Below are 23,868 nucleotides of genomic sequence, written 5' to 3' on the forward strand. Positions count from 1 at the left end.
ATTGCCCTACCCCCACACTGAACGGTCCGCAGGTCGCTCCACAGCCTGTGGATACGACGGCCGTGGGCGAGCCGAAAGGCACCGCCCGTAAGGGCGTCGTATCTGCTCTTCGCTCGAACCGGTTCCCGACCCACAACACGGGCCCCAGCGCTGATCCCACCCCGGACCGGCCCGGTATCCGCATCTACGCGCCGCCGGTTTACCGCGACCACTGGGACGGCGCCTGCTGGTCCAAGCGCTACGCCAACACGCCCACTGCTGCCTACGCCTGCCCCTGCGGGCAGACCGACACCGCCCGCGGACAGGACGCCGTGGCTGCTCTGGTCACCGAATACGCCGCCCACAAGCACTTCTGCACGGGAGCTCCCGCGCCGCGCACCGAAGGGAGGAGCGCCGCATGACCGACACCATCGACGGAGCCGTGCTGCTGGACGAGGTCGAAGCCTTCCACCGGCGCTTCAACGTCTTCCCCACCGAGGCCGGATACGTCGCCGTCACGCTCTGGGACGCGCACGCCCATCTGCTCGATGCGTTCGATTCCACGCCTCGTCTGGCGTTCCTGTCCCCCGAGCCGGGATCGGGGAAGTCACGGGCGCTGGAAGTGGTCGAGACGCTCGTGCCGAACTCCATGGCGGCCGTCGACGCGTCTGTCGCTGCCCTTTTCCGGTCTGTCTCCGGGGTCGACGGCGGGCGCCCCACCATCCTGTTCGACGAGATCGACACCATCTTCGGCCCGAAAGCCGGAGAGAACGAACAGCTCCGAGGGTTCATCAACGCCGGACACACCCGAGGACGACCCGTGTACCGGTGCGTCGGGGACGGCGCCAACCAGCAAGTCCAAGGCTTCCCCTCGTTCTGCGCGGTCGCCGTTGCAGGACTCGGCAAGCTACCCGACACGATCATGACCCGGTCCGTCATCGTGCATATGCGGCGTCGGGCCAGGAACGAGAAGATCGAGCCCTTCCGCACCCGCATCCACGTACCGGAAGGCAACAAGCTCCGCGACCGGCTCGCCCGGTGGGCCGAAGCCATTCAGGAGCAGGTCACCGACGTGTTCCCGGAGCTGCCAGACGGTGTAGCCGACCGGCCCGCAGACGTATGGGAGCCACTGCTGGCCATCGCGGACGCAGCCGGTGGGCACTGGCCCGCCCGGGCCCGCAAAGCCTGCATCGCGTTCGTCAAAGCATCCCGGGTCAACGACAAGGGCAGCCTGGGAGTCCGGCTGCTGACCGACCTGCGCGATCACGTCATGGTCGGTATCGACCGCCTGCCCACCGTCGCCATCCTCGACAGGCTCAACGCCCTGGACGACGCTCCGTGGGCCGACCTGCACGGCAAGCCGCTGGACAACCGGCGCCTGTCGAAGATGCTCGCGGAGTACATGACGGTCGATAACGAGCCCATTGGCTCCCGCAACATCAAGACCGCAGGGAGCGTCCTCAAGGGCTACTACGCCGCCGATCTGCACGACGCGTGGACACGCTACTGCCCCCCACCCCGGGAAAGTCCGCTACCTCCGCTACCTCGCACCGAAAACCTGGTCTGACCAGCAGGAACGGGGTAGCGGCAACCGGCATCCGGAGCCGCTACCCCGGCGCTACCCATCCGCTACCGCTACCCCTTCCCGCTACCTCCAGCAGGCCCCTGACCTGCGAGGTAGCGGAGGTAGCGGAAGTAGCGCCCCTCAGAAGGCACCCCCGAAGGACAGTCCAAGAGGAGAGCCCATATGAGCATCGCCAGTGTTGAGGTTGTCCCGCTCGCCAAGACGGGCGGTCTGCCTCCCGTCTTCCTGACCGTTGAAGAGGCTGCCCGATGCCTCCGGGTCGGTCGCACCACCTGCTTCGGCCTCATCCGCACCGGGGAGCTGGAGTCCCTGATGATCGGCGGGCTCCGACGAGTTCCCGCCGATGCTCCCGCTGCCTACCTCGCTCGCCGTCGCGCTGAGCAGCGTGCGGCCTGACGCACTCCTCACCGGAGCGCCACCCCGCAGCGAGGTGGCGCTCCGGTCGTTTCCACCCACATGAACCCGAAGGAGTCCGCCCGTGGCGGAAGACAAGAAGCGCACCCGCCGGGCCAACGGCGAAACCGCCATCTACTTCGGCCAAGACGGTCGTTGGCACGCTCGTGTACCGATGGGCTACAAAGACAATGGCGAGCCGTACCGTCGACACCTGACGCGCAAGACCCGCGATGACTTGGTCGAAGAAGTCAAAAGGCTGGAGAAGCAGCGCGACGCGGGTTCGGCACAACAGCCAGGCAAGCCATGGACGGTTGAGAAGTGGCTTCAGCACTGGGTGGAGAACATCGCCAAGCCGACCGTCAGCGAGAACACGTACGACGGATACGAGGTCGCCGTTCGCGTGCACCTCGTGCCTGGTGTCGGCAAGCACCGTCTTGACCGCTTGCAGCCTGAACACCTGGAAAGCCTGTACCGCCGTATGCAGGCGAACGGGGAGCGCAAGGCCGGTACGGCTCACCAGGCCCACCGCACTGCCCGAACCGCGCTGGGGGAGGCGGTACGGCGCGGCTACGCGGCGAAGAATGCCGCCGCCTTGGCGAAACCGCCACGGATGGAAGAAGACGAATCAGAGGTTGAGCCCTATTCCGTGGAAGAGGTTCAGTGCTTGCTGCTCGAAGCCAACAAGCGTCGGAACAGCGCCCGGTGGATGTTGGCGCTGGCGCTCGGATTGCGGCAGGGCGAGACGCTTGGACTGCGCTGGTCTGACGTCGACCTCGCCAATGAGTACCTGAAGTTGCGGCGGAACCGTCTGCGCCCCAGGTACAGGCATGGGTGCCCGGAAGCCTCACCCTGCGGCCGGAAGCCCGGCTACTGCCCGGAAAAAGTGCAGGTTCGGCGCGAGACCAAGAACACCAAGTCCCGCGCCGGCCGCCGTGCCGTGCCCCTGCCGGGCCCGCTGGTCGCCATGCTCCGTGCACATGCTGAAACACAAGGGCGCGAGCGCAAGGTGGCAGCGGACCTGTGGGTCGAGTCGGACTACGTGTTCACCAAGCCGCTAGGTGGTCCCCTGAGCCCGAACACGGACTATCACGACTGGAAGCGGCTGCTGGAGGACGCGGGGGTTCGGAACGCTCGACTTCATGACGCACGTCACACGGCCGCGACCGTGCTCATGCTGCTTGGTGTCCCGGCTCGCGTCATCGATCAGATCATGGGCTGGGAGCCGGGCACCTCCGCGAGCATGCGGGCGCGGTACCTCCATGTGCCGGACGTCATGCTCAAGGAAGTCGCCCGGAAGATCGCCGATGCCATCTGGGGACCCGCGGAAACATCCACTGTGGACAAAAACCAGGACAACGAGGTCTGAGGACAATGTCGAAGGGCCCCCTGTTTCCAGGGGGCCCTTCGACATCGTGCCCGGTGAGGCACTGGCGGAGGATACGAGATTCGAACTCGTGAGGGGTTGCCCCCAACACGCTTTCCAAGCGTGCGCCCTAGGCCTCTAGGCGAATCCTCCGCCGGAAACATTACATGACGCTGGGGAGTGCTTGCGAACTCGTTCGGCCCCCCTGGGATCGGGTAGGCTGGGGTACAGCCCCTCACGCGGCGCTATCTGACTGAACTCCCCCAGGGCCGGAAGGCAGCAAGGGTAGGTCGGCTCTGGCGGGTGCGTGGGGGGTCTTCTGCGTTCCCTGGGCCTGGGGCCGAGCGGCCGGGGCCCCGGCTTGAGCGGGGCGCTTTGTCAGCGGGCGCCTATAACCTCGTATGCGTGTCGTCTCTCGCGCTGTACCGCCGTTATCGCCCGGAGTCGTTCGCCGAGGTCATCGGGCAGGAGCATGTAACCGACCCGTTGCAGCAGGCGCTGCGGAACAACCGGGTCAATCACGCGTACCTGTTCAGCGGGCCTCGCGGCTGCGGTAAGACGACCAGCGCGCGGATTCTGGCCCGCTGCCTGAACTGCGAGAAGGGTCCCACGCCGACCCCGTGCGGCGAGTGCCAGTCGTGTCGTGACCTGGCCAGGAACGGGCCGGGGTCCATCGACGTCATCGAGATCGACGCCGCGTCGCACGGTGGTGTGGACGACGCCCGTGACCTGCGCGAGAAGGCGTTCTTCGGGCCCGCGAGCAGCCGGTACAAGATCTACATCATCGACGAGGCACACATGGTCACGTCGGCAGGGTTCAACGCGCTGCTCAAGGTCGTCGAGGAGCCGCCGGAGCACCTCAAGTTCATCTTCGCGACCACCGAGCCGGAGAAGGTCATCGGGACCATCCGGTCGCGTACGCATCACTACCCCTTCCGGCTCGTGCCTCCGGGGACCCTCCGGGACTACCTCTCCGAGGTGTGCCAGAAGGAGGAGATCCCCGTCGAGGACGGCGTTCTGCCGCTCGTCGTGCGCGCGGGTGCCGGGTCCGTGCGTGACTCCATGTCCGTCATGGACCAGCTGCTCGCGGGTGCGGATGCCGACGGTGTGACCTATGCCATGGCCACCTCCCTGCTCGGGTACACGGACGGGCCGCTTCTCGACTCCGTCGTGGAGGCGTTCGCGTCCGGGGACGGGGCCGCCGCCTTCGAGGTCGTGGACCGGATCATCGAGGGGGGCAACGATCCCCGCCGGTTCGTCACCGACCTTCTGGAGCGGCTGCGGGACCTGGTGATCCTCGCCGCCGTCCCCGACGCCATCGAGAAGGGGCTCATCGACGCCCCGGCCGATGTACTGGAGCGGATGCAGGCGCAGGCGGGCGTGTTCGGCCCGGCCGAGCTGAGCCGGGCCGCCGACCTCGTCAACGAGGGGCTCACCGAGATGCGCGGGGCCAACTCGCCCCGGCTCCAGCTCGAACTGATCTGCGCCCGTGTGCTGCTGCCCGCGGCGTACGGGGACGAGCGGTCGGTCATGGCACGGCTCGACCGGCTGGAGCGGGGGGCCGCGGCCGGCGGTGGCGGCTCGGGGCCCGCCGTGGGGCCCGCCATGGGTTATGTGCCCGCGCCCGAGGCGCACGGCGGCGGTGCCGCCGCGGCGCGGGCGGCGGCGCGGGCGGCCGGTGCGGGAGCGCCCGCCGGGCCCGGCCCCGCGCCCGCCCCGGGTGTCCAGGACGGTGGGGCGACGCCCCCCGCCGCACCGGCGCCCGCACCCGAGCCCGCACCGGCGCCCGCACCCGAGCCCGCACGGGCCCCCGCACCCGAGCCCGCACGGGCCACCGCACCCGTGGTGGAACAGCCTCAGCCTCAGACACCCGCCGTCCCGGCCGCCGGTGCCTGGCCCACCGCTGCCCCCGCGGGCGGCGGCCGCAGGCCCGGAGGGTGGCCCACGGCGGCGCCCGCCGGCGGGGGGCAGCCCCCTGCGGCTTCCGCACGACCGGCGACGCCTTCCGCACCGGCCGCGCCCCCGGCGCCCGCCCCGGCCGAGGCCGCCACGCCCGCGCCCGGCGGCCTCGACCCGCGCATGCTCTGGCCCAACATCCTGGAGGCGGTCAAGAACCGTCGCCGCTTCACCTGGATCCTGCTGAGCCAGAACGCCCAGGTGGCCGGGTTCGACGGCACGACGCTGCAACTCGGCTTCGTGAACGCTGGCGCACGGGACAACTTCCTGAGCAGCGGCAGCGAGGACGTGCTGAGGCAGGCGCTGGCGGAGCAGTTCAATGTGCAGTGGAAGGTCGAGGCGATCGTCGACCCGTCGGGCGGCTCGGCACCACCGGTCGCCCCGGGCTCCGGGTTCGGCGGCGGTTTCCAGTCCGCGGCAAGCGGTGGTCACGGCGGCGCCCCCGCCGCTCCGCGCCCCGCACCCCAGCAGCAGGCCCCCGCCGCGCGACCGGCCGCCACTCCCGCCCCCGCCCCGGCGCCCGCTCCTTCGCCTTCCGACCGGGGTCCCGCCACGCCTCCCACGCCGGAGCGGCAGGTGGTGGCCCCCGAGGACGACATGCCGGAGGACGACGACCCGGACCTTGAGGAGTCGGCTCTCTCGGGGCATGAACTGATCATCCGGGAACTGGGGGCGACGGTGGTGGACGAGATCCCCAACGAGTGACACCTTCCCGTGGAGAACTTCGGGGAACGGTGGGCGCCATTTCCGGGCCGTGGGAGGAAGCTACAAACCTTCACCCCCACTTCCTTCGGCGGCCCCCACAAGGATCCCCTTCTCCTGCCGGTTAGGCTGACCCCGTGAAGGTCCTCGTCATCGGTAACGGCGCCCGCGAACACGCCCTGTGCCGTTCCCTCTCCCTCGACCCCGACGTCACCGAACTGCACTGTGCCCCCGGCAACGCGGGCATCGCGGAGGTGGCCCGGCTGCACCCGGTCGACGCCCTCGACGGAGCGGCCGTGACCGCGCTGGCCACCGGCCTCGGCGCCGGACTGGTCGTCGTGGGTCCCGAAGCGCCCCTTGTCGCGGGCGTCGCCGACGCGGTGCGTGAGGCGGGGATCCCCGTCTTCGGCCCCTCCGGTGAGGCCGCGCAGCTGGAGGGCTCCAAGGCGTTCGCGAAGGACGTGATGGCGGCTGCGGGCGTCCCCACCGCACGCTCGTACGTCTGCACGAACGCCGACGAGGTGGCCGAGGCGCTCGACGCCTTCGGTGCCCCCTACGTCGTGAAGGACGACGGCCTCGCCGCCGGAAAGGGTGTCGTCGTCACCGACGACCTGGAGGCGGCCAAGGCGCACGCTGCACACTGCGAGCGGGTGGTCATCGAGGAGTTCCTCGACGGTCCGGAGGTCTCCCTGTTCGCCGTCACCGACGGCGAGACGGTGGTCCCGCTCCAGCCCGCCCAGGACTTCAAGCGCGCCCTGGACGGCGACGAGGGCCCCAACACCGGTGGCATGGGCGCGTACTCGCCCCTTCCCTGGGCCGACCCGAAGCTGGTCGAGGAGGTCCTGGAGACCGTTCTGCGGCCGACGGTCGACGAGATGCGCCGCCGGGGCACGCCCTTCTCGGGGCTGCTGTACGCGGGGCTGGCGATCACCTCGCGCGGCGTACGGGTCATCGAGTTCAACGCCCGTTTCGGCGACCCGGAGACCCAGGTCGTCCTCGCCAGGCTGAGGACCCCGCTGGCCGGGGTGCTGCTGGCCGCGGCGACGGGCACCCTGGGCGATCTGGAGCCCCTGCGCTGGAGCGAGGACGCGGCCGTCACCGTGGTCGTGGCCTCGCACAACTACCCGGGCACCCCGCGCACAGGCGACCCGATCACCGGGCTCGACGCGGTGGCGGTGCAGGACGCCCCGCACACGTACGTCCTGCACGCGGGTACCAGGCGCGAGGGCGACACCGTGGTGAGCGCGGGCGGACGCGTGCTGTCCGTCACGGCGACCGGCTCCGGTCTCGAACAGGCCCGCCGACGGGCGTACACGGCGCTGGACCGCATCGGACTCGAGGGCTCCCAGCACCGTACGGACATCGCGGCGAAGGCGGCGGAAGCGGCTCAGGCCGCGAAGACCGGCGCGTGAGCCCGAGGCGAGCCCGGCCGCACGGCCCCGGCCCCGGCGCCGTGGCCCCGCCCGGCCATGAGCGCCCATGAACAACCCCGCGGGCCCCGGATCCGTCTCAGGATTCGGGGCCCGCGTCGTGAAGTGGAGAACGTGAGAGCGGGGAAGGGGAGGCGGTGATCGGGAGCGGGGATCAGGACCCGCGCCGCTCGCGCTGCGTCATCCACCTTTCCCCAAAGCCATTCCATCGAGTGAGCGGTGCCCCATCCGGCTGACGAGGGCCGGTGCCCCAACTAGGGTGCGGCGCAAGCGTTCCGGCACTTGGCCCACCGGCATTGCGATGTCAGTGACGGATGCCACAGTGGGGGAGTGAGCAACGCACGGATATCCGGCGGCGACACGGGTGACGGGGAGCGTCACGGCGTCCGCCGCGCGGGACAGAGGCGGGTCAAAGGGGGTGACGTCCGGTCGTGACCGGTATGGGTGTGGAAGTGGGCGCGCAGGCAGCGCGTTCCAGGGCCCTCGCCGTGCTGCGGATCCGCAGCAGAGCGCTGGCCGTCGCCCTGCTGCCCGCCGCCGTCGCCGTCGTGCTTCTCGTGGGCCACTCCACCGGTCACATCACCGGTGGGCACTGGGGGACCGTGCGCTGGATCGTGACCGGCGTCGCGGTGGCCGTCCTGCTCGCCGCCGCCGGTATCGCCCTGGTCGTCGCCCGGGCTCGCCCGGCCCTGAGCCCCACGGTCCCGGTCACGGAGGACGCGGCGCCCGATCTGTACCGGATGGTCCGCGACCTGGCCGACCGCCTCGAGGTGCCCGCGCCCTCCGCCATAGCGCTCACCCCGGACTGTGACAGCTGGCTGGAGGACCGCACCCATCCCGCTCACGGTCCGCCGCGCCGGAACGGCGCCCGGATACCCGGTGCACGAGGTGCGGGGGAAGCGCGGGGCATGGGCGTCCTGGCCGCGTCCCGGCACCACCGCGCCCCGACCGCGCCCGTCCTCGTCATCGGCTCGCCGTTCCTGTGGTGGATGCGGGTGGGTGAGCTGCGTGCCGTCCTCGCCCCGGTCGTCGCCGGTACGGGCCCGTCGGCGCACCCGGACATAGCCGCGGCGCGCCGTTTCGTACGGGGGCTGGACGCCGCCGTGGCCGTGACGTCGACGTCGACGCGCGGTCCCCTGACCCGGCCGGTGCTGGCCGGTGCGGGCTGGGTGGCCCGGCTGCTGCTGCGAAGCTGCCGGGGGCACGCGGAGGAGATGGAGCGGGGGGTCGCGTCGGCCGCCGCCGAGCGTGCACAGGCTGTGGATTACGGCCTGCGGATCGTCGCCCAGGAGCAGGTGGGCCTGGCGTACGCGGGCTGGGACCGGCTGCTGACCCGGGTGGCGCTGCCGGCCTGGCGTATGGGCCGCTGGCCGTCCCGTCTGGACGCGGGCGTCGTCGCGGCGCTCACGGAGCTGTCCCGCCGGGACCGGCTGGCCGAGGGGTTCGCCTCACGCCTGGGTGAACGCCCGGCCTGCGATCTGCTGGAGGAGCCCGGGACGGTCGACGAGGCCGCGTCGCTGCTGGCGGCCCGTCTCTTCCACGGCGGCCCGGCGGAATCCGGACCTGCCTGGTCCCCGGTGAACTGGCAGGAGTACCCGGAGGAGGTCGTCGACCGCAAGTGGCGCACCGACGCGGCGCGCCTCCACCGCGTGCTGGACGCCCTGGGGGTGCGGCACGCGGCACGGCAGGCCGCGCGCGACGCGGGCGGACCGACGCTTGAGCGGGTGCTGGAGTATCTGACGGTCCGCACGCCCGGGAGCGAGGGCGATGGCCAGGACGGTCCGCGCCACAGCGTTGTGCCCGGTGAACGGGCCCCCGGTGCGGAGAGCGCGCTGTACGCGGCGGCCGTGTACGGCGCGCAGGTCCCAGGGGCGGAGACCGATGAGAACGCCGTCTTCGGTGACGAATCGGTCGGCGATGCCGAGGGCACTGACGGCGAGGGTACTGAGGGCGACGGCACTGACTGCGAGGACGGCGACGGCGAGGACGGTGTGCTCGCCGGCGTACGGACGGCCGCCCTCGGCGCGGGACTCAGCGCCGAGATGGCGCGAGAGGAGGCGGTCCTGGCGAGGACGCTGCCCGGCGGTGCCACCGGGCAGCCGCCCGGACCGGACCAGGCGCTGTGGGACGGCGCCTGGCTGCCGCTGTTCCCGCTCCAGCCTCCCCGCACCGGTCGCGAGCTACTGGTCGACCACGTCACCGCGATGGTGTGCTGCGCCGCGATGGACACGGCCGGGGCCGCGCCCGGCCTCGACTGGCTGGACGGACCGTCCCTGCTGGTCAGGGGCGAGCGCGCGGTCGATCTGGCCCCTCGGATCCTCACGCTGGTCGAGGAGGGCGACCCGGCACCGCTGCGCGCCTGGCTTCTTCAGCTCGGCGTACGCCCCGAGAAGCCGGTCCGCCTGGTGTGAAGGGGCGGACGGACACCGGCGGGCCGGGGACCGTCCCGGGGCTCGGTGGCCCGAAGGCCCCCCGCGCCCCATCCACCCCGTGTGCCCGCCGTCACCCCTCAGGTGCCGGGTCGACGCACCGAAGGCGGTCCCACCCCGCCCACCTGCGAGAACGCTCCGCACCCCGGATCCGCAACCCCGACCCCTGGCCGGAGAATCCCATTCCGTTCACGTCAATTCGCGACGAACGGTGACGGACTGCGTGCGTAATGTGATGTGCTGGGACCGATCGCGTACGACGCACGGCCTCGACCAGGCCACCAGACGGCTCACGGGGGACGAGGGAGGGGACAGCATGGGGTCGGAGCACATCCGCCGCTGGGAGTCGGGCGCTCTCGCGCACGCCGTGACGGATCCTTTCGGCCAGGGCCCCGTCCCCTGGCTTCGCGGAAGCGAGACGTATTTCGACGACACGGGCCACGTGGTCCCCTGGTACGTGGACCCGGCGCCGGCCCACGTCCCGTCCCAGAGCCACAAGGGCGCGCGCATCCCGGCACCCCGCACGGGCGGCCCCCGCTCCGCGGACGATGTGCACCGCCAGATCAAGGGGTTCACCTCCACCGGCGCGGTCGCCCCCGGCGAGGCCATCGATTTCCACATCACGGTCGACCCGCCCCAGGAGTTCGCCGTCGACGTGTACCGGATCGGGCACTACGGGGGCGACGGGGCCTGCAAGATCACCACAAGCCCGCGGCTCTCCGGGATCGTCCAGCCGCCCCCGCTCGCGGCCGACCGCACGGTCTCCTGCCATCACTGGTGGCTGTCCTGGAGGCTGCAGATCCCGTCGTACTGGAGCATCGGGGCGTACGTCGCCGTTCTCACCACATCCGACGGCTACCGCTCCCATGTCCCCTTCACCGTGCGCGACAGCCGCCCCGCGGACCTCCTTCTGCTGCTGCCGGACGTCACCTGGCAGGCGTACAACCTCTATCCGGAGGACGGCCACACCGGCGCCAGCCTCTATCACGCGTGGGACCAGCAGGGCCGGCTGCTCGGCGAGGCGGACGCCGCCACCACGGTCTCCTTCGACCGCCCCTACGCGGGCGCGGGCCTCCCGCTCCACGTCGGCCACGCCTACGACTTCATCCGCTGGGCCGAGCGCTACCACTACGACCTCTCCTATGCCGACGCCCGTGATCTGCACGCCGGCCGCATCGACCCCACCCGCTACCGCGGCCTCGTCTTCCCGGGGCACGACGAGTACTGGTCGGCCCAGATGCGCCGTACCGTCGAACTCGCCCGCGAGAACGGCACCTCGCTCGTCTTCCTCTCGGCCAACACCATGTACTGGCAGGTGGAGCTGGGACCGTCCCCGTCAGGTGTTCCCGACCGCCTGCTCACCTGTCGCAAGCGCCGCGGCCCCGGGAAGGCCACGCTGTGGCGGGAAATCGACCGTCCCGAGCAGGAGATGATCGGCATCCAGTACGCGGGACGGGTGCCCGAGCCCCATCCGCTCGTCGTCCGCAACGCGGACCACTGGCTGTGGGAGGCGACCGACACCCACGAGGGCGATGAGCTGGCGGGGATGGTCGCCGGAGAGGCGGACCGTTACTTCCCGCGCGCCCCTTTGCCCGAGCACCAGGGCCGCATCCTGCTCGCCCACTCCCCGTACCGGGACGGCGAGGGAGTGCTGCGCCATCAGGAGACCTCCCTCTACCGCGCCCCGTCCGGCGCCCTGGTCTTCGCGTCCGGAACGTTCGCCTGGTCTCCCGCGCTCGACCGTCCCGGCCACGTCGACACGCGGGTCCAGCAGGCGACCGCCAACCTCCTCGACCGCATCTGCAAACGGGACTGACCGCGCCCGGCCCCGGACCCGCCCGGCGTCCGCCCTCCGGCCTGCTCCGCACCCCGGCCGGGGCCCCGCGGTCCGGCGCGCTGCCCGCATACGGGAGAATCGAGCCAATTGGAGAGAACCACGGGGAGGAACCGTGTCCGGATTCGTGGAAAAGCCCGAGCCCGTCCAGGTGCCGGGTCTGGTGCATCTGCACACCGGGAAGGTGCGCGAGCTGTACCAGAACGAGGCGGGCGACCTCGTGATGGTCGCCAGCGACCGTACGTCCGCGTTCGACTGGGTGTTGCCGACCGAGATCCCGGACAAGGGCCGGATCCTCACCCAGCTGTCGCTGTGGTGGTTCGAGCAGCTCGCCGACCTGGTCCCGAGCCATGTCCTGAGCACCGAACTGCCGCCCGGCGCCCCCGCAGACTGGGCGGGCCGCACCCTGGTGTGCAAGTCGCTGCGGATGGTGCCCGTGGAATGCGTGGCGCGCGGCTATCTCACCGGCTCGGGTCTCGTCGAGTACAACGAGTCCCGTACCGTCTGCGGGCTGGCGCTGCCCGAGGGCCTGGTCGACGGCTCCGAGCTGCCCGCGCCGATCTTCACCCCCGCCACCAAGGCGGCGGTCGGCGAGCACGACGAGAACGTCTCCTACGAGGAGGTCGCCCGCCAGGTCGGTGCCGAGACCGCCGCCCAGCTGCGGCAGGCGACCCTCGCCGTCTACGGCCGGGCCCGTGACATCGCCCGTGACCGCGGGATCATCCTCGCGGACACCAAGTTCGAGTTCGGCTACGACGGTGAGGACCTTGTCCTCGCCGACGAGGTCCTCACCCCGGACTCCTCCCGCTTCTGGCCGGCCGATCAGTGGAAGCCCGGCCGTGCCCAGGCGTCGTTCGACAAGCAGTTCGTACGGAACTGGCTCACCTCTCCAGAGTCCGGCTGGGACCGCGCGAGCGAGCAGCCTCCGCCGCCGCTGTCGCAGGAGATCGTGGAGGCGACCCGGGCGAAGTACGTGGAGGCTTACGAGCGTCTGACGGGCATGAGTTGGTCCTGAGGCACGCATGAAAAAGCCCCCGGTGATCACCGGGGGCTTCTTTTCAGAGCGGACGACGAGGCTCGAACTCGCGACCTCAACCTTGGCAAGGTTGCGCTCTACCAACTGAGCTACGTCCGCATTGCGCTGCTGCGCGAGAGCAACTATACCCAACCTCGCTCGCGTGCGAGACGCACCGCCGCGTGACGGTTCTCGGTCCCGAGTTTGGACACGGCCGACGAGAGGTAGTTCCGCACGGTCCCCTCCGCGAGCGCGGCCCGCTCGGCGATCTCCGCGACCGGCGCCCCGTCGGCCGCGTACTCCAGCACCTCGGCTTCCCGGGCGGTCAGCGGCGAGTCCCCGGCGGCGATGGCGTCGGCCGCCAACTCGGGGTCCACATAACGGCTTCCGGCATGAACGGTGCGGATGATCTCGGCGAGCCGCCGGGCGCTGACGGTCTTCGGGACGAACCCGCGCACACCCGCCTCAAGGGCCCGTTTCAGATGTCCCGGCCGGCTGTGGCTGGTCACGATCAGCACGCGGCACTCCGGCAGTTCGGTCCGCAGCGATGTGGCGACCTTCACACCGTCCGCGCCCGGCATCTGGAGATCCAGAACGGCCACGTCCGGGGCGTGCGCCCGCGCCATCGCGAGCGCCTCGGGTCCTGTGGCCGCCTCGGCCACGACCAGCAGGTCCTCCTCCAGGGCCAGCAGCGCGGCCAGGGCGCCCCGGATCAGATGCTCGTCGTCGGCGAGCAGCAGGCGTACAAGCGGTGCGGAGGTCATGAGGCGACCCCGTCCATGCCCTCGGCGACGACGGGAGAATCCGCGGACCGTGGCAGGGGGACCTCCGCCGTCAGCCGGAACAGTCCCTGTTCCGCGGGTCCGGCCCGCAGGGTGCCCCCGACCTCCGACAGCCGTTCGCGCAGTCCCATGAGTCCCGATCCCCGCCCTTGCCCGTCGTCCGGTGCCCCGTCGTTCTCGACGCGGAGCACGACCTGTTCGCCCGTCGTGCGCAGGGACACGGCACACCGTCCGGCGTCCCCGTGGCGCAGTACGTTCGTCGCCGCCTCCCTTACGACCCACGCCAGAGCGGACTGCACGGCCGCCGGAAGCCCGGCCGCCGAGCCGCTCACCGTGCAGTCGATGCCCGCCGCCCTCAACACACCTCGCGCACCGGCGAGTTCGGCTTCCAAATCGGCCTCGCGATAGCCGCGGACCACCTCGCGGACCTCCCGCTGGGACTCCTGGGCGATCCGCTGCACCTCGATCATCTGTTCCAGCGCCTCAGGGCGTCCGCGCCGCGCCAGCTGCACGGCGAGTTCGCTCTTGAGGGCGATCACCGCGAGGTTGCGGCCCATCACATCGTGCAGATCGCGTGCGAAGCGGAGCCGCTCCTCGGCCACCGCGAGCCGGGCCTCGATCCCACGGGATCTCTCGGCCTCCCACAGCACGGCCAGGTTCCAGGCTCCGCAGCGGGTGGCGAGCAAGGAGAACCCGGCCCCGAAGGCGATGATGGCGGCGGTCGCCACCGCATCCGCGGCGTCCTCGCGGATCAGCGCGCTCGCCGCCATGAGGACGGCCCCGAGCACGGCGGCCCTGCGCAGGAACTGCCGTACGGACACGGCGATCCCGTACAGCATCCCGAACGGGAGCAGCACGGCGGACAGGGCCAGTTTGCCCGTCGAGGGCGTGATCACGTGTACGGCGACGAGTACCGGCGCCAGCGCCAGTCCCAGTACGAACAGGCCGGCCGGGGTCCACAGGGCGCGCGGCGGCAGCACGGCCCGGCCCAGGTAGTGGTCGAGCACCGGCCTGAGGGCGCGGTCGGCTGCCGCGCACTGCGCGGCGTTGACGAGGACAAGCAGTACCTGGAGGGCCAGCGTCAGGGGAGCGTGGTGGGGTGCCGAGACGAGTGGCATGACCATCCAGCACAGGCAGAAGAACCAGACCGAGGCGTGCCACACGATCACGCTCTGCAGCTCCACCCGGGCGGCCTGGCTGCGGTCGTGCCAGGTACGGCGCTGCCAGGCCCTCATCCGTGTGATCACACCCGTCCCTCCCCCTGCGTGCCCGGTCGTCCGTACCCGCCTCGCTCCGCCCCCGGTGCCGGTCAGCGCCGTGGATCCCAGCGGAACCATCGTCGTACGGCCAGTACCGCGACCACCACCCAGGCGGTCCCCGTGGCCACGGCGCCCAGGATGCCGTACGCCGACAGTCCGCCGCTCCAGCCTGCGCGGACGAGCCGGACCGCCGGTGACAGCGGCAGCAGCGCGCACACGGAGGCGATCTTGCCGGGCAGCAGTGAGGAGGGGATCGCGATGCCCGAGCCCAGCATGGAGACGAACAGCAGCGGCAGCGCCGTCACCTGGGCGCTTTCCACGGTCCTGCTGAAACTCGCGGTGACGGCCGCGAGCGCCGCGCACAACACGAGTCCCAACAGCAGTCCCAGGAAGATGAGATGAGGGGCCCGTGGCGTTCCGGCGTCGAGCAGTGCCGTGCAGCCGACGGCCAGGATCACGGACTGGACCAGGCCGACGCAGACGGCGGGGAGCGCGGCGCCGGCGAGGATCTCGGCGTCGCCGAGTTCGCCGGTGCGCAGTCGTTTGAGCACCAACTCCTCGCGGCGTGCGGCGAAAACGCTCACCAGCGACGTGTACACCGCGAAGAGCAGGGAGAATCCGATGGCGGCGGTCGCCGTCACTGCGCCCATGGTCAGTCCCGCGGCCTTGAGATCCATCTGCCGCATCGCGGGCCGCACGCTGAAGGGCAGCATCAGCGGGACGAACAGCGCGGTGACGACCGCGCTCTTGTTGCGGAACAGCAGGGTCAGTTCGGCGTGTGCGAGGGCCCGCAGCCGTCCGGTCGCCGTGGTGGTGCTCATGCAGCCGCCTCCGTCCCGTGGTGCGCGTCCCCGCGCGCCGGCCCGTCGTTCACGGTGCGGGCACTGCCGCTCGTGTCCCCGGCGCCTGCCGCGGCCTCCTGTGCGATGCGCAGGAACGCCTCCTCCAGCGAGGCGGACCGTATGTCGAGGCGGCGCAGTTCGACCCGGGCGCGCTGGGCCCACAGCAGGAGGCCGGTGGCCGTGTGCTGGAGGTCCCCCGTGCGCATCCGGACCGTCCGTCCCTCCGTCTCATGCGCCGTGACACCGAGGTCGGCGAGCGGGGGCAGGTCGCCGAGGAAGTAGCCCTCGGGCAGCTCGAAGGAGATCCGCGAGGGCTGGGCGGCGGTCACCTCGGCCGGTGTGCCGCAGACGGCGATGCGCCCTTCGTGGAGGATGGCGAGGCGGTCGGCGAGGCTCTCGGCCTCCTGAAGGTAGTGCGTGGTCAGCAGCACCGTGGTGCCGGTGGCACACAGATCGCGGACGACCCTCCAGGTGTCCTGGCGGCCCTCGGCGTCCAGCCCGGTCGTGGGCTCGTCGAGGAAGAGGACCTCGGGCCGGCCGAGCAGCGCGAGCGCGAGGTCCAGTCGCCGCTTCTCACCACCCGACAGCTGTTTGATCCGTACACCGGAGCGCCGGCGCAGCCCGACCAGTTCGAGTGCCTCCTCGACGGGCCGGGCGCCGCTGGTGCAGGCGGCCCACATCCGAGCGGTCTCCGCGACCGTCAGTTCGGAGGGGAAGCCACCCTCCTGGAGCATCACCCCGATCCGCGGCCGGACGGCCGCGCGCTCCCTGTGGGGGTCGTGACCGAGGACCCGTACGTGCCCGCCGGACGGTGGGGCGAGTCCTTCCAGCAGTTCGACCGTGGAGGTCTTTCCGGCACCGTTGGTGCCCAGGAGCGCGAAGACCTCGCCGCGGTCCACGGAGAAGGTGATCCCGCGCACAGCCTCGAAGCCGCCCTCGTACACACGCCGCAGGCCGGTGGCCTCGATCAGCGGTCCGCACTGGTTCATGTCCATGAGCCCAGCGTCCGGGGCGCCGGGCGGGGGCAGCAGTGCGCGGTGTCACCGGTCTTCGTGACAAATGTCAGACCGGGAGAAGAAGCCGTGGCACGACGAAGGCCCCGGTCGATGACCGGGGCCTTCCTCCATGGAGCGGACGACGAGGCTCGAACTCGCGACCTCAACCTTGGCAAGGTTGCGCTCTACCAACTGAGCTACGTCCGCATTGCCCCCGACCGGCTTTCACCGATCGGTGCGAGCACCAGCCTACCTGATCCTCCGCCGAGCTCTGGACAAGCCCGGGCAGGGGAACCCTCATGGTGGTCCGGCTGATGCTTGGAGCGGGTGACAGGGATTGCACACTGCGCCTCCCCCTTGGAAAGGGGGTGTTCTGCTACTGAACTACACCCGCGTGACTCCTTGGGACCCTGGCCTTCCGGCCTCGCCCCTCGGCGTGTTCCAGACTCTAGCTGATCACCAGGGGGGCAGCGCAAGTCGGTTGCGGGCGGGGTCCGATGGAGCCTCCCGCGAAGGGGCCCTCGGGCCCCGCCCGCCGGAGCTCGCGTCAGTTCGCCTCGGCGAACGCCTCGTACACCTTCTTGGGGATACGGCCCCGTGGCGGAACGTCCATCTTGTTGGAGCGTGCCCAGGCGCGGACGGCGGCCGGGTCGGGCGTCAGCGCCGTGTGGGTGTACGCCTTCCCTGACTTCGCCTTCTTGCGGCCCGCCTCGACGTAGGGCGCCAGCGCCTTACGCAGTTTCTTGGCATTGGCTTGATTGAGGTCGATCTCGTACGACTTGCCGTCCAGTCCGAAGGCGATCGTTTCCGCCGCTTCTGAGCCGTCGATGTCGTCAAAGAGAGTGACCACGACACGCTGCGCCACGAATATCGGTCCCTTCGTGCGGCACCTCCCTGAGAGCCCACCATGACGTGCGTAGACGTCAGGCGGATGTCCGGGAGATGTCGACTGTCCGGCAGTAATTGAGCGAAGTATCGGCTATTGCCAATTCCTTTGTACAGTGCCCGGCATTGCATTGTGAAGACCGACTGAATACATCCGCGTGTCCGCGTGCAATGCCCCACCGGCACCCTTCTGTGGTTTTTCCCAGGATTTTCCACGCGGACGCCTCCGCTCCTGCGGGATCGTGACGGCCGTCACGTAGGATACTACGAATCTACGCGAGTAGAAATTTTGTGCGGGTAGTCTGAAGGAACCTGCTCAGCACCACACACCGGGAGTGCCAGTGGCACGCGTCGTAGTCGACGTCATGCTCAAGCCGGAGATCCTCGACCCCCAGGGCCAGGCGGTGCACCGCGCCCTGCCGCGGCTCGGATTCGAAGGCATCTCCGACGTACGTCAGGGAAAGCGATTCGAACTCGAAGTGGACGGGCCCGTCGATGACGCGGCTCTCGCCCGCATCCACGATCTCGCGGAATCCTTCCTCGCCAACACCGTGATCGAGGACTTCACCGTCAAGGTGGAGGATGTGGCGGAGGCCGCCAAGTGACCGCTCGTATCGGCGTCGTCACCTTCCCGGGCAGCCTCGACGACCGGGACACCCAGCGCGCGATCCGCCTCGCCGGAGCCGAACCCGTCGCCCTCTGGCACAAGGACAAGAACCTCGCCCAGGTTGACGCCGTGGTGCTCCCCGGCGGTTTCTCGTACGGCGACTATCTGCGTGCCGGTGCCATCTCCCGTTTCTCCCCGGTGATGGAGGCCGTCATCGAGCAGGCGAAGGCCGGCCTCCCGGTCCTCGGCATCTGCAACGGTTTCCAGATCCTCACCGAGGCCCACCTCCTGCCGGGCGGCATGCTCGGCAACGACCACCTCCATTTCATCTGCCGCGACCAGAAGCTGCGGGTGGAGAACGCGGGGACCGCCTGGACCGGTGACTACACCGCGGGCCAGGAGATCCACATCCCGCTGAAGAACATGGACGGCCGGTACGTCGCCGACTCGTACACGCTCGACAAGCTGGAGGCCGAGGGGCGGGTCGTCTTCCGTTACCTCGACTTCAACCCGAACGGTTCGCTCCGCGACATCGCCGGCATCACCAACGAGGCCGGGAACGTCGTGGGCCTCATGCCGCACCCCGAGCACGCCGTCGAACCGCTGATCGGTACGGGCCGTACCGATGGACTGCCGTTCTTCACCTCGATCATCAAGAAACTGGTCAGCGCATGAGCAGGACGCCTCTGGACACGGTCGAGCACGCGACCGCGACCCCCGACGTCGAGCTGCCCTGGGCCGAACTCGGCCTGAAGAAGGACGAGTACGAGCGGATCGTGGAGATCCTGGGCCGCCGCCCCACGGGCGCCGAGCTCGCCATGTACTCGGTCATGTGGTCCGAGCACTGCTCCTACAAGAGCAGCAAGGTCCATCTGCGGCAGTTCGGCGAGAAGGCCCCGCAGTCCGACGCCCTGCTCGTGGGCATCGGCGAGAACGCGGGCGTCGTCGACGTCGGCCAGGGTTACGCGGTCACGTTCAAGGTCGAATCGCACAACCACCCCTCCTACGTGGAGCCCTACCAGGGCGCCGCGACGGGCGTCGGCGGCATCGTGCGCGACATCATCGCGATGGGCGCGCGGCCGGTCGCCGTCGTGGACCCGCTGCGCTTCGGCGCGGCCGACCACCCGGACACCAAGCGCGTCCTGCCGGGAGTCGTGGCCGGCATCGGCGGCTACGGCAACTGCCTGGGCCTGCCCAACATCGGCGGCGAGGTCGTCTTCGACGCCTGCTACCAGGGCAACCCGCTGGTCAACGCCGGTGCCATCGGTGTGATGCGGCACGAGGACATCCACCTCGCGAAGGCCTCCGGCGCGGGCAACAAGGTCGTTCTCTACGGCGCCCGCACCGGCGGTGACGGCATCGGCGGCGCCTCGATCCTCGCCTCCGAGACCTTCGACGACGCCAAGCCGTCGAAGCGGCCGGCCGTCCAGGTGGGCGACCCCTTCCAGGAGAAGCTCCTCATCGAGTGCACCCTGGAGGCGTTCAGGGAGAAGCTGGTCGTCGGGATCCAGGACCTCGGCGCGGCCGGTCTGTCGTGCGCCACCTCCGAGCTCGCCTCCAATGGCTCCGGCGGCATGCGCGTCACCCTGGACGACGTGCCGCTGCGCGACTCGACGCTCTCGCCGGAGGAGATCCTCATGAGCGAGTCGCAGGAACGCATGTGCGCGGTGGTCGAGCCGGAGAAGGTCGGGCGGTTCCTCGAGATCTGCGAGAAGTGGGACGTCATCGCCACCGTCATCGGTGAGGTGACGGACGGCGACCGCCTGGAGATCTACTGGCACGGCGGGAAGATCGTCGATGTCGACCCGCGGACGGTCGCACACGAGGGCCCGGTCTACGAGCGCCCTTACGCGCGCCCCGAGTGGCAGGACGCCCTCCAGGCCGACGACGCGAACAAGCTGCCCCGGCCGGAGACCTCCGAACAGCTGAAGGATCAGGTCCTGAAGCTGGTGGCCTCCCCCAACCAGGCCTCCAAGAAGTGGGTCACCTCGCAGTACGACCACTTCGTCCAGGGCAACACGGTCCTCGCGCAGCCCGAGGACTCCGGCATGATCCGGATCGACGAGGAGTCCGGGCTCGGTGTCGCCATCGCGACCGACGGCAACGGCCGCTACGCGAAGCTGGACCCGTACGCGGGCGCCCAGCTCGCCCTCGCCGAGGCCTACCGCAATGTGGCGACCACCGGCGCCAGGCCGCTGGCCGTCTCCGATTGCCTGAACTTCGGCTCGCCCGAGGACCCGGCCGTGATGTGGCAGTTCGCGGAGGCCGTACGCGGGCTCGCCGACGCCTGCCTTCAGCTGGGCACCCCGGTGACCGGCGGCAACGTCTCCCTCTACAACCAGACGGGTGAGGCGGCCATCCACCCCACCCCGGTGGTGGCGGTGCTGGGTGTCATCGACGACGTCGCCCGCCGTACGCCCGTCGCCTTCCAGGAGGAGGGCCAGCTGCTCTACCTCCTCGGCGACACCCGTGAGGAGTTCGGCGGTTCGGCCTGGTCCCAGGTCGTCCACGACCACCTCGGCGGTCTGCCCCCGCAGGTCGACCTGGAGCGTGAGCGGCTGCTCGGCGAGATCCTCATCTCGGCTTCCCGTGACGGCATGGTCGACTCGGCGCACGACCTGTCCGACGGCGGCCTGATCCAGGCCGTGGTGGAGTCGGCGCTGCTGGGCGACAAGGGCGCGCGGCTGATCGTCCCGGACGGTCTGGACGCCTTCACCTTCCTCTTCTCCGAGTCGGCGGGCCGCGCGATCGTGGCGGTGCCGCGCTCCGAGGAGATCCGCTTCAACGACATGTGCGGGGCACGCGGTCTGCCCGCCACCCGCATCGGTGTCGTCGACGGGGACACGGTCGACGTGCAGGGCGAGTTCGCGCTGTCGCTGGCCGAGCTGCGCGAGGCGCACGAGCGCACCATCCCGGCCCTGCTGGCGTAAGCCCCCGGGCCGTACGACGCCCCAGGCCCCGCCCGGTCCGCCGGGCGGGGTCCTCGCCACGCGGCGGGGAGTTCGTCTTCCCGCGGGTGGCGGAACCCGGTGGTCCGGGCGCGCGACCCGTCGGCCGGTCTGAACGCCGTGTCGTTCGACCTGATCGAAAACGGTCTCGGCGGGTACGCCGTGAAGGCATAGGCTCAACTCCATGCCCCCGGCCAGGAAGCGCACCCGGACCTATGACCCCGCCAGGACCCGTACGGCGGTCCTCGCCCAGTTCGGGAACGTCCGGGCGGCCGTGGGCGTGCTCACGCCGGAGCAGCTCGAGTTGCCCACCCGGCTGGGGGAGTGGACCGTCGGCGAGCTGGTCACGCACATCGGCATGGCCCTTGAGAGCGTCGACCGGCTTCTCGGCGTTCCGGAGCCCGGTCGGCAGGACGCCACTGTCCTGGACTGGCCGCCGGCCGCCTCCGCGGACCTCACGCACGCGTTCCGGCCGTGCCCGGGGCCCGGCGCCTTCCTCGCAGACGTCGAGAAGAGCCTGATCCAGCACCTCGCCGAGCAGCCCGCGACCCGGCTGCTCGACACGAACGCGGGTGCCATGCCCCTGGCCGACTACCTCGTCACCCGTACCGTCGAACTCGTCGTCCACACGGACGACCTGAACGCCGCGGTCCCGGGTCTCGGCATCACGCACGACCGCCAGGCGCTCGCCGCGGCCACCCGGCTGCTCGCCGACGCGCTCGCGGCGAAGGCTCCGGGCGCCTCGACCGAGGTGCGCGTTCCGCCGTTCGCCGTGGTGCAGTGCGTCGAGGGCCCTCGGCACACCCGCGGCACCCCGCCGAACGTCGTCGAGACCGACCCGCTGACCTGGGTCCGGCTGGCGACGGGACGAGTGGAGTGGTCCGCCGCGCTCGCCGAGGCCAAGGTCAGCGCCAGCGGCGAGCGGGCCGACCTCAGCGGATTGCTGCCTCTCATGGCGTGACCCCTCATGGCGTGAACCCATGGCACGAACCCATGCCGTGAACTTCATGGCCCGACTCCTCACGGAGCGCCACCCCGCGCTGCGGACAGTGCCCGATACCGCCAGGAATTCGCATGATGTGCGACGGCTCACTCAGGGGGGCGCAGAACGCCCTGGGCAGGTTCTGCGGCCGGTCGCCCAGCCGTCGGAACGACCCTCGCGAAGCCACGCTGACCTGCGAAAACGGATGGGTCCTACCGGTGCTCACGGAGCCCTGAACCCGGCGGCGGAACAGGGCCCCGGGCCCCGTGGTGCGGTCGGCCGGATTCGGACCAGTGCGCGATCTCGCCTACACTCGGTGCCGTGCCACGTGGTGACGGTCGACTCAATCACGATCTGCTCCCCGGTGAGAAAGGCCCCCAGGACGCGTGCGGCGTCTTCGGTGTCTGGGCCCCGGGTGAAGAGGTCGCAAAACTGACGTACTTCGGGCTCTACGCCCTCCAGCACCGGGGTCAGGAATCCGCGGGAATCGCGGTCAGCAACGGCTCCCAGATCCTCGTCTTCAAGGACATGGGCCTAGTCTCCCAGGTCTTCGACGAGACCTCGCTCGGTTCGCTCCAGGGTCATATCGCGGTCGGACACGCCCGCTACTCGACCACCGGTGCCTCCGTGTGGGAGAACGCCCAGCCGACGTTCCGCGCCACGGCCAACGGATCGATCGCGCTCGGCCACAACGGCAACCTGGTCAACACGGCGCGGCTCGCCGAGATGGTCGCCGAGCTGCCCAAGGAGAACGGCCGTGCCACCCAGGTGGCCGCGACGAACGACACCGACCTCGTCACCGCCCTGCTCGCGGGCCAGGTAGACGACGACGGCAAGCCACTGACGATCGAGGAGTCGGCCGCCAAGGTCCTGCCCCAGGTCATGGGCGCCTTCTCGCTGGTCTTCATGGACGAGCACACCCTCTACGCGGCCCGTGACCCGCAGGGCATCCGCCCGCTGGTCCTCGGCCGCCTGGAGCGCGGCTGGGTCATCGCCTCCGAGACCGCCGCGCTGGACATCACGGGCGCCAGCTTCGTCCGCGAGATCGAGCCGGGCGAGTTCGTCGCCATCGACGAGAACGGTCTGCGGACGTCCCGATTCGCGGAAGCGAAGCCCCGCGGCTGTGTCTTCGAGTATGTGTACCTGGCCCGTCCGGACACCGATATCGCCGGCCGGAACGTGTACCTGTCCCGTGTCGAGATGGGCCGCCGTCTCGCCAAGGAGGCGCCCGCCGAGGCCGATCTGGTCATAGCGACGCCCGAGTCCGGCACTCCGGCCGCGATCGGGTACGCGGAGGCCTCCGGCATCCCGTTCGGCGCCGGACTGGTGAAGAACGCGTACGTCGGCCGTACATTCATCCAGCCCTCGCAGACGATCCGCCAGCTCGGCATCCGTCTCAAGCTGAACCCCCTCAAGGAAGTCATCAAGGGCAAGCGCCTGGTCGTCGTGGACGACTCCATCGTGCGCGGCAACACCCAGCGGGCTCTGGTGCGGATGCTGCGCGAGGCCGGCGCCGCCGAGGTCCACATCCGGATCTCCTCGCCGCCCGTGAAGTGGCCCTGCTTCTTCGGCATCGACTTCGCCACCCGCGCCGAGCTGATCGCCAACGGCATGTCCGTGGACGAGATCGGCCGGTCCCTGGGCGCCGACTCGCTTTCGTACATCTCCATCGACGGCATGATCGAGGCGACGACCATCGCCAAGCCGAACCTGTGCCGGGCCTGCTTCGACGGCGAGTACCCGATGGAGCTGCCCGACCCGGAGCTGCTGGGCAAGCAGCTGCTGGAGACCGAGCTGGCGGCCGGTCCCGCCGCCACGGCCGCGGCCGACGCCATCCGTCGCCCCTGAGCCCGTTCCACCGAACCGAAAGATCCCAGGC

Annotated in this window: 19 protein-coding genes, 4 tRNA genes and 1 other RNA gene; 15 read left to right on the forward strand and 9 right to left on the reverse strand. The window is 70.5% G+C overall.

The genetic code is table 11. From position 1 onward, the window contains the following. The first annotated feature begins 62 nt into the window (after positions 1–62). The 4 genes from ABZ845_RS27875 to ABZ845_RS27890 all read left to right on the forward strand — a co-directional run bounded on the left by ABZ845_RS27875 (position 63) and on the right by ABZ845_RS27890 (position 3,326). Positions 63–401 carry a hypothetical protein gene (locus ABZ845_RS27875; RefSeq protein WP_360984793.1) on the forward strand — a complete coding sequence of 113 codons (339 nt, stop codon included), beginning with the start codon at positions 63–65 and terminating at the stop codon, positions 399–401. Beyond that, positions 398–1,546, forward strand: a complete 1,149-nt coding sequence (locus tag ABZ845_RS27880; protein ID WP_360984796.1) for a DUF3631 domain-containing protein — start codon at positions 398–400, stop codon at positions 1,544–1,546. The genes ABZ845_RS27875 and ABZ845_RS27880 overlap by 4 nt, the downstream gene beginning before the upstream one ends. Before the next feature lie 180 nt (positions 1,547–1,726). Next, positions 1,727–1,960 carry an excisionase family DNA-binding protein gene (locus ABZ845_RS27885; RefSeq protein WP_360984799.1) on the forward strand — a complete coding sequence of 78 codons (234 nt, stop codon included), beginning with the start codon at positions 1,727–1,729 and terminating at the stop codon, positions 1,958–1,960. Between the two features lie 82 nt (positions 1,961–2,042). After that, complete coding sequence (locus tag ABZ845_RS27890) at positions 2,043–3,326, forward strand: tyrosine-type recombinase/integrase (RefSeq protein WP_360984802.1); 1,284 nt, start codon at positions 2,043–2,045, stop codon at positions 3,324–3,326. Positions 3,327–3,388: 62 nt separating this feature from the next. Here the strand turns inward: ABZ845_RS27890 and ABZ845_RS27895 are convergent. Further along, positions 3,389–3,476, reverse strand: a tRNA-Ser gene (locus ABZ845_RS27895). 73 nt (positions 3,477–3,549) lie between these two features. On the opposite strand from ABZ845_RS27895, the gene ffs reads away from it, so the two are divergent. The 6 genes from ffs to ABZ845_RS27925 all read left to right on the forward strand — a co-directional run bounded on the left by ffs (position 3,550) and on the right by ABZ845_RS27925 (position 12,689). Next, positions 3,550–3,646, forward strand: an RNA gene (ffs, locus tag ABZ845_RS27900) — signal recognition particle sRNA small type. Between the two features lie 82 nt (positions 3,647–3,728). Further along, a complete protein-coding gene (locus tag ABZ845_RS27905) occupies positions 3,729–5,984 on the forward strand; it encodes a DNA polymerase III subunit gamma and tau (protein WP_360984805.1) in 2,256 nt (751 codons plus the stop codon). A gap of 134 nt (positions 5,985–6,118) precedes the next feature. Further along, positions 6,119–7,393, forward strand: a complete 1,275-nt coding sequence (gene purD, locus ABZ845_RS27910) for a phosphoribosylamine--glycine ligase (RefSeq protein ID WP_360984808.1) — start codon at positions 6,119–6,121, stop codon at positions 7,391–7,393. Between the two features lie 458 nt (positions 7,394–7,851). After that, positions 7,852–9,822, forward strand: coding sequence for a hypothetical protein (locus ABZ845_RS27915; RefSeq protein WP_360984889.1), 1,971 nt, complete (start codon positions 7,852–7,854; stop codon positions 9,820–9,822). Positions 9,823–10,156: 334 nt separating this feature from the next. Further along, the gene (locus ABZ845_RS27920; RefSeq protein ID WP_360984811.1) at positions 10,157–11,656 is read left to right on the forward strand and encodes a N,N-dimethylformamidase beta subunit family domain-containing protein; all 1,500 of its coding nucleotides are present in this window, start codon (positions 10,157–10,159) and stop codon (positions 11,654–11,656) included. Positions 11,657–11,789: 133 nt separating this feature from the next. Beyond that, complete coding sequence (locus ABZ845_RS27925) at positions 11,790–12,689, forward strand: phosphoribosylaminoimidazolesuccinocarboxamide synthase (protein ID WP_360984814.1); 900 nt, start codon at positions 11,790–11,792, stop codon at positions 12,687–12,689. 47 nt (positions 12,690–12,736) lie between these two features. On the opposite strand, the gene ABZ845_RS27930 is transcribed toward ABZ845_RS27925, so the two are convergent. The 8 genes from ABZ845_RS27930 to ABZ845_RS27965 form a co-directional block, all read right to left on the reverse strand. Beyond that, a tRNA-Gly gene (locus tag ABZ845_RS27930) sits at positions 12,737–12,809 on the reverse strand. 23 nt (positions 12,810–12,832) lie between these two features. After that, on the reverse strand, positions 12,833–13,453 hold the full coding sequence (locus ABZ845_RS27935; protein ID WP_360984817.1) for a response regulator transcription factor: 621 nt from the start codon (positions 13,451–13,453) through the stop codon (positions 12,833–12,835). Continuing rightward, on the reverse strand, positions 13,450–14,718 hold the full coding sequence (locus ABZ845_RS27940; RefSeq protein WP_360984820.1) for a sensor histidine kinase: 1,269 nt from the start codon (positions 14,716–14,718) through the stop codon (positions 13,450–13,452). The genes ABZ845_RS27935 and ABZ845_RS27940 overlap by 4 nt, the downstream gene beginning before the upstream one ends. Before the next feature lie 62 nt (positions 14,719–14,780). Next, on the reverse strand, positions 14,781–15,551 hold the full coding sequence (locus ABZ845_RS27945) for an ABC transporter permease (protein WP_360984823.1): 771 nt from the start codon (positions 15,549–15,551) through the stop codon (positions 14,781–14,783). Then, the gene (locus tag ABZ845_RS27950) at positions 15,548–16,567 is read right to left on the reverse strand and encodes an ABC transporter ATP-binding protein (RefSeq protein WP_360984826.1); all 1,020 of its coding nucleotides are present in this window, start codon (positions 16,565–16,567) and stop codon (positions 15,548–15,550) included. Before ABZ845_RS27950 ends, ABZ845_RS27945 begins: the two co-directional genes overlap by 4 nt. 131 nt (positions 16,568–16,698) lie before the next feature. Then, a tRNA-Gly gene (locus ABZ845_RS27955) sits at positions 16,699–16,774 on the reverse strand. A gap of 112 nt (positions 16,775–16,886) precedes the next feature. Next, positions 16,887–16,961: transfer RNA gene (locus ABZ845_RS27960), tRNA-Gly, on the reverse strand. A 153-nt stretch (positions 16,962–17,114) separates the two neighbouring features. Further along, a complete protein-coding gene (locus ABZ845_RS27965; RefSeq protein ID WP_360984829.1) occupies positions 17,115–17,432 on the reverse strand; it encodes an Lsr2 family protein in 318 nt (105 codons plus the stop codon). Positions 17,433–17,793: 361 nt separating this feature from the next. Here ABZ845_RS27965 and purS point away from each other — a divergent pair, with 361 nt between their 5' ends. From purS to purF, 5 genes are all read left to right on the forward strand, one after another. Beyond that, positions 17,794–18,057 carry a phosphoribosylformylglycinamidine synthase subunit PurS gene (gene purS, locus ABZ845_RS27970; protein WP_360984832.1) on the forward strand — a complete coding sequence of 88 codons (264 nt, stop codon included), beginning with the start codon at positions 17,794–17,796 and terminating at the stop codon, positions 18,055–18,057. Beyond that, positions 18,054–18,734 (forward strand): phosphoribosylformylglycinamidine synthase subunit PurQ, encoded by a 681-nt coding sequence (gene purQ / locus ABZ845_RS27975; RefSeq protein ID WP_360984835.1) that lies wholly within the window; start codon positions 18,054–18,056, stop codon positions 18,732–18,734. Before purS ends, purQ begins: the two co-directional genes overlap by 4 nt. Further along, positions 18,731–20,989, forward strand: a complete 2,259-nt coding sequence (gene purL / locus ABZ845_RS27980; protein ID WP_360984838.1) for a phosphoribosylformylglycinamidine synthase subunit PurL — start codon at positions 18,731–18,733, stop codon at positions 20,987–20,989. The genes purQ and purL overlap by 4 nt, the downstream gene beginning before the upstream one ends. A gap of 202 nt (positions 20,990–21,191) precedes the next feature. Beyond that, on the forward strand, positions 21,192–21,968 hold the full coding sequence (locus ABZ845_RS27985) for a sterol carrier family protein (protein WP_360984841.1): 777 nt from the start codon (positions 21,192–21,194) through the stop codon (positions 21,966–21,968). Positions 21,969–22,310: 342 nt separating this feature from the next. Next, positions 22,311–23,837, forward strand: coding sequence for an amidophosphoribosyltransferase (gene purF / locus ABZ845_RS27990; RefSeq protein ID WP_360984844.1), 1,527 nt, complete (start codon positions 22,311–22,313; stop codon positions 23,835–23,837). Positions 23,838–23,868 lie beyond the last annotated feature (31 nt).

It is taken from the genome of Streptomyces sp. NPDC047022 (assembly GCF_040644155.1).
Taxonomy (GTDB): domain Bacteria; phylum Actinomycetota; class Actinomycetes; order Streptomycetales; family Streptomycetaceae; genus Streptomyces.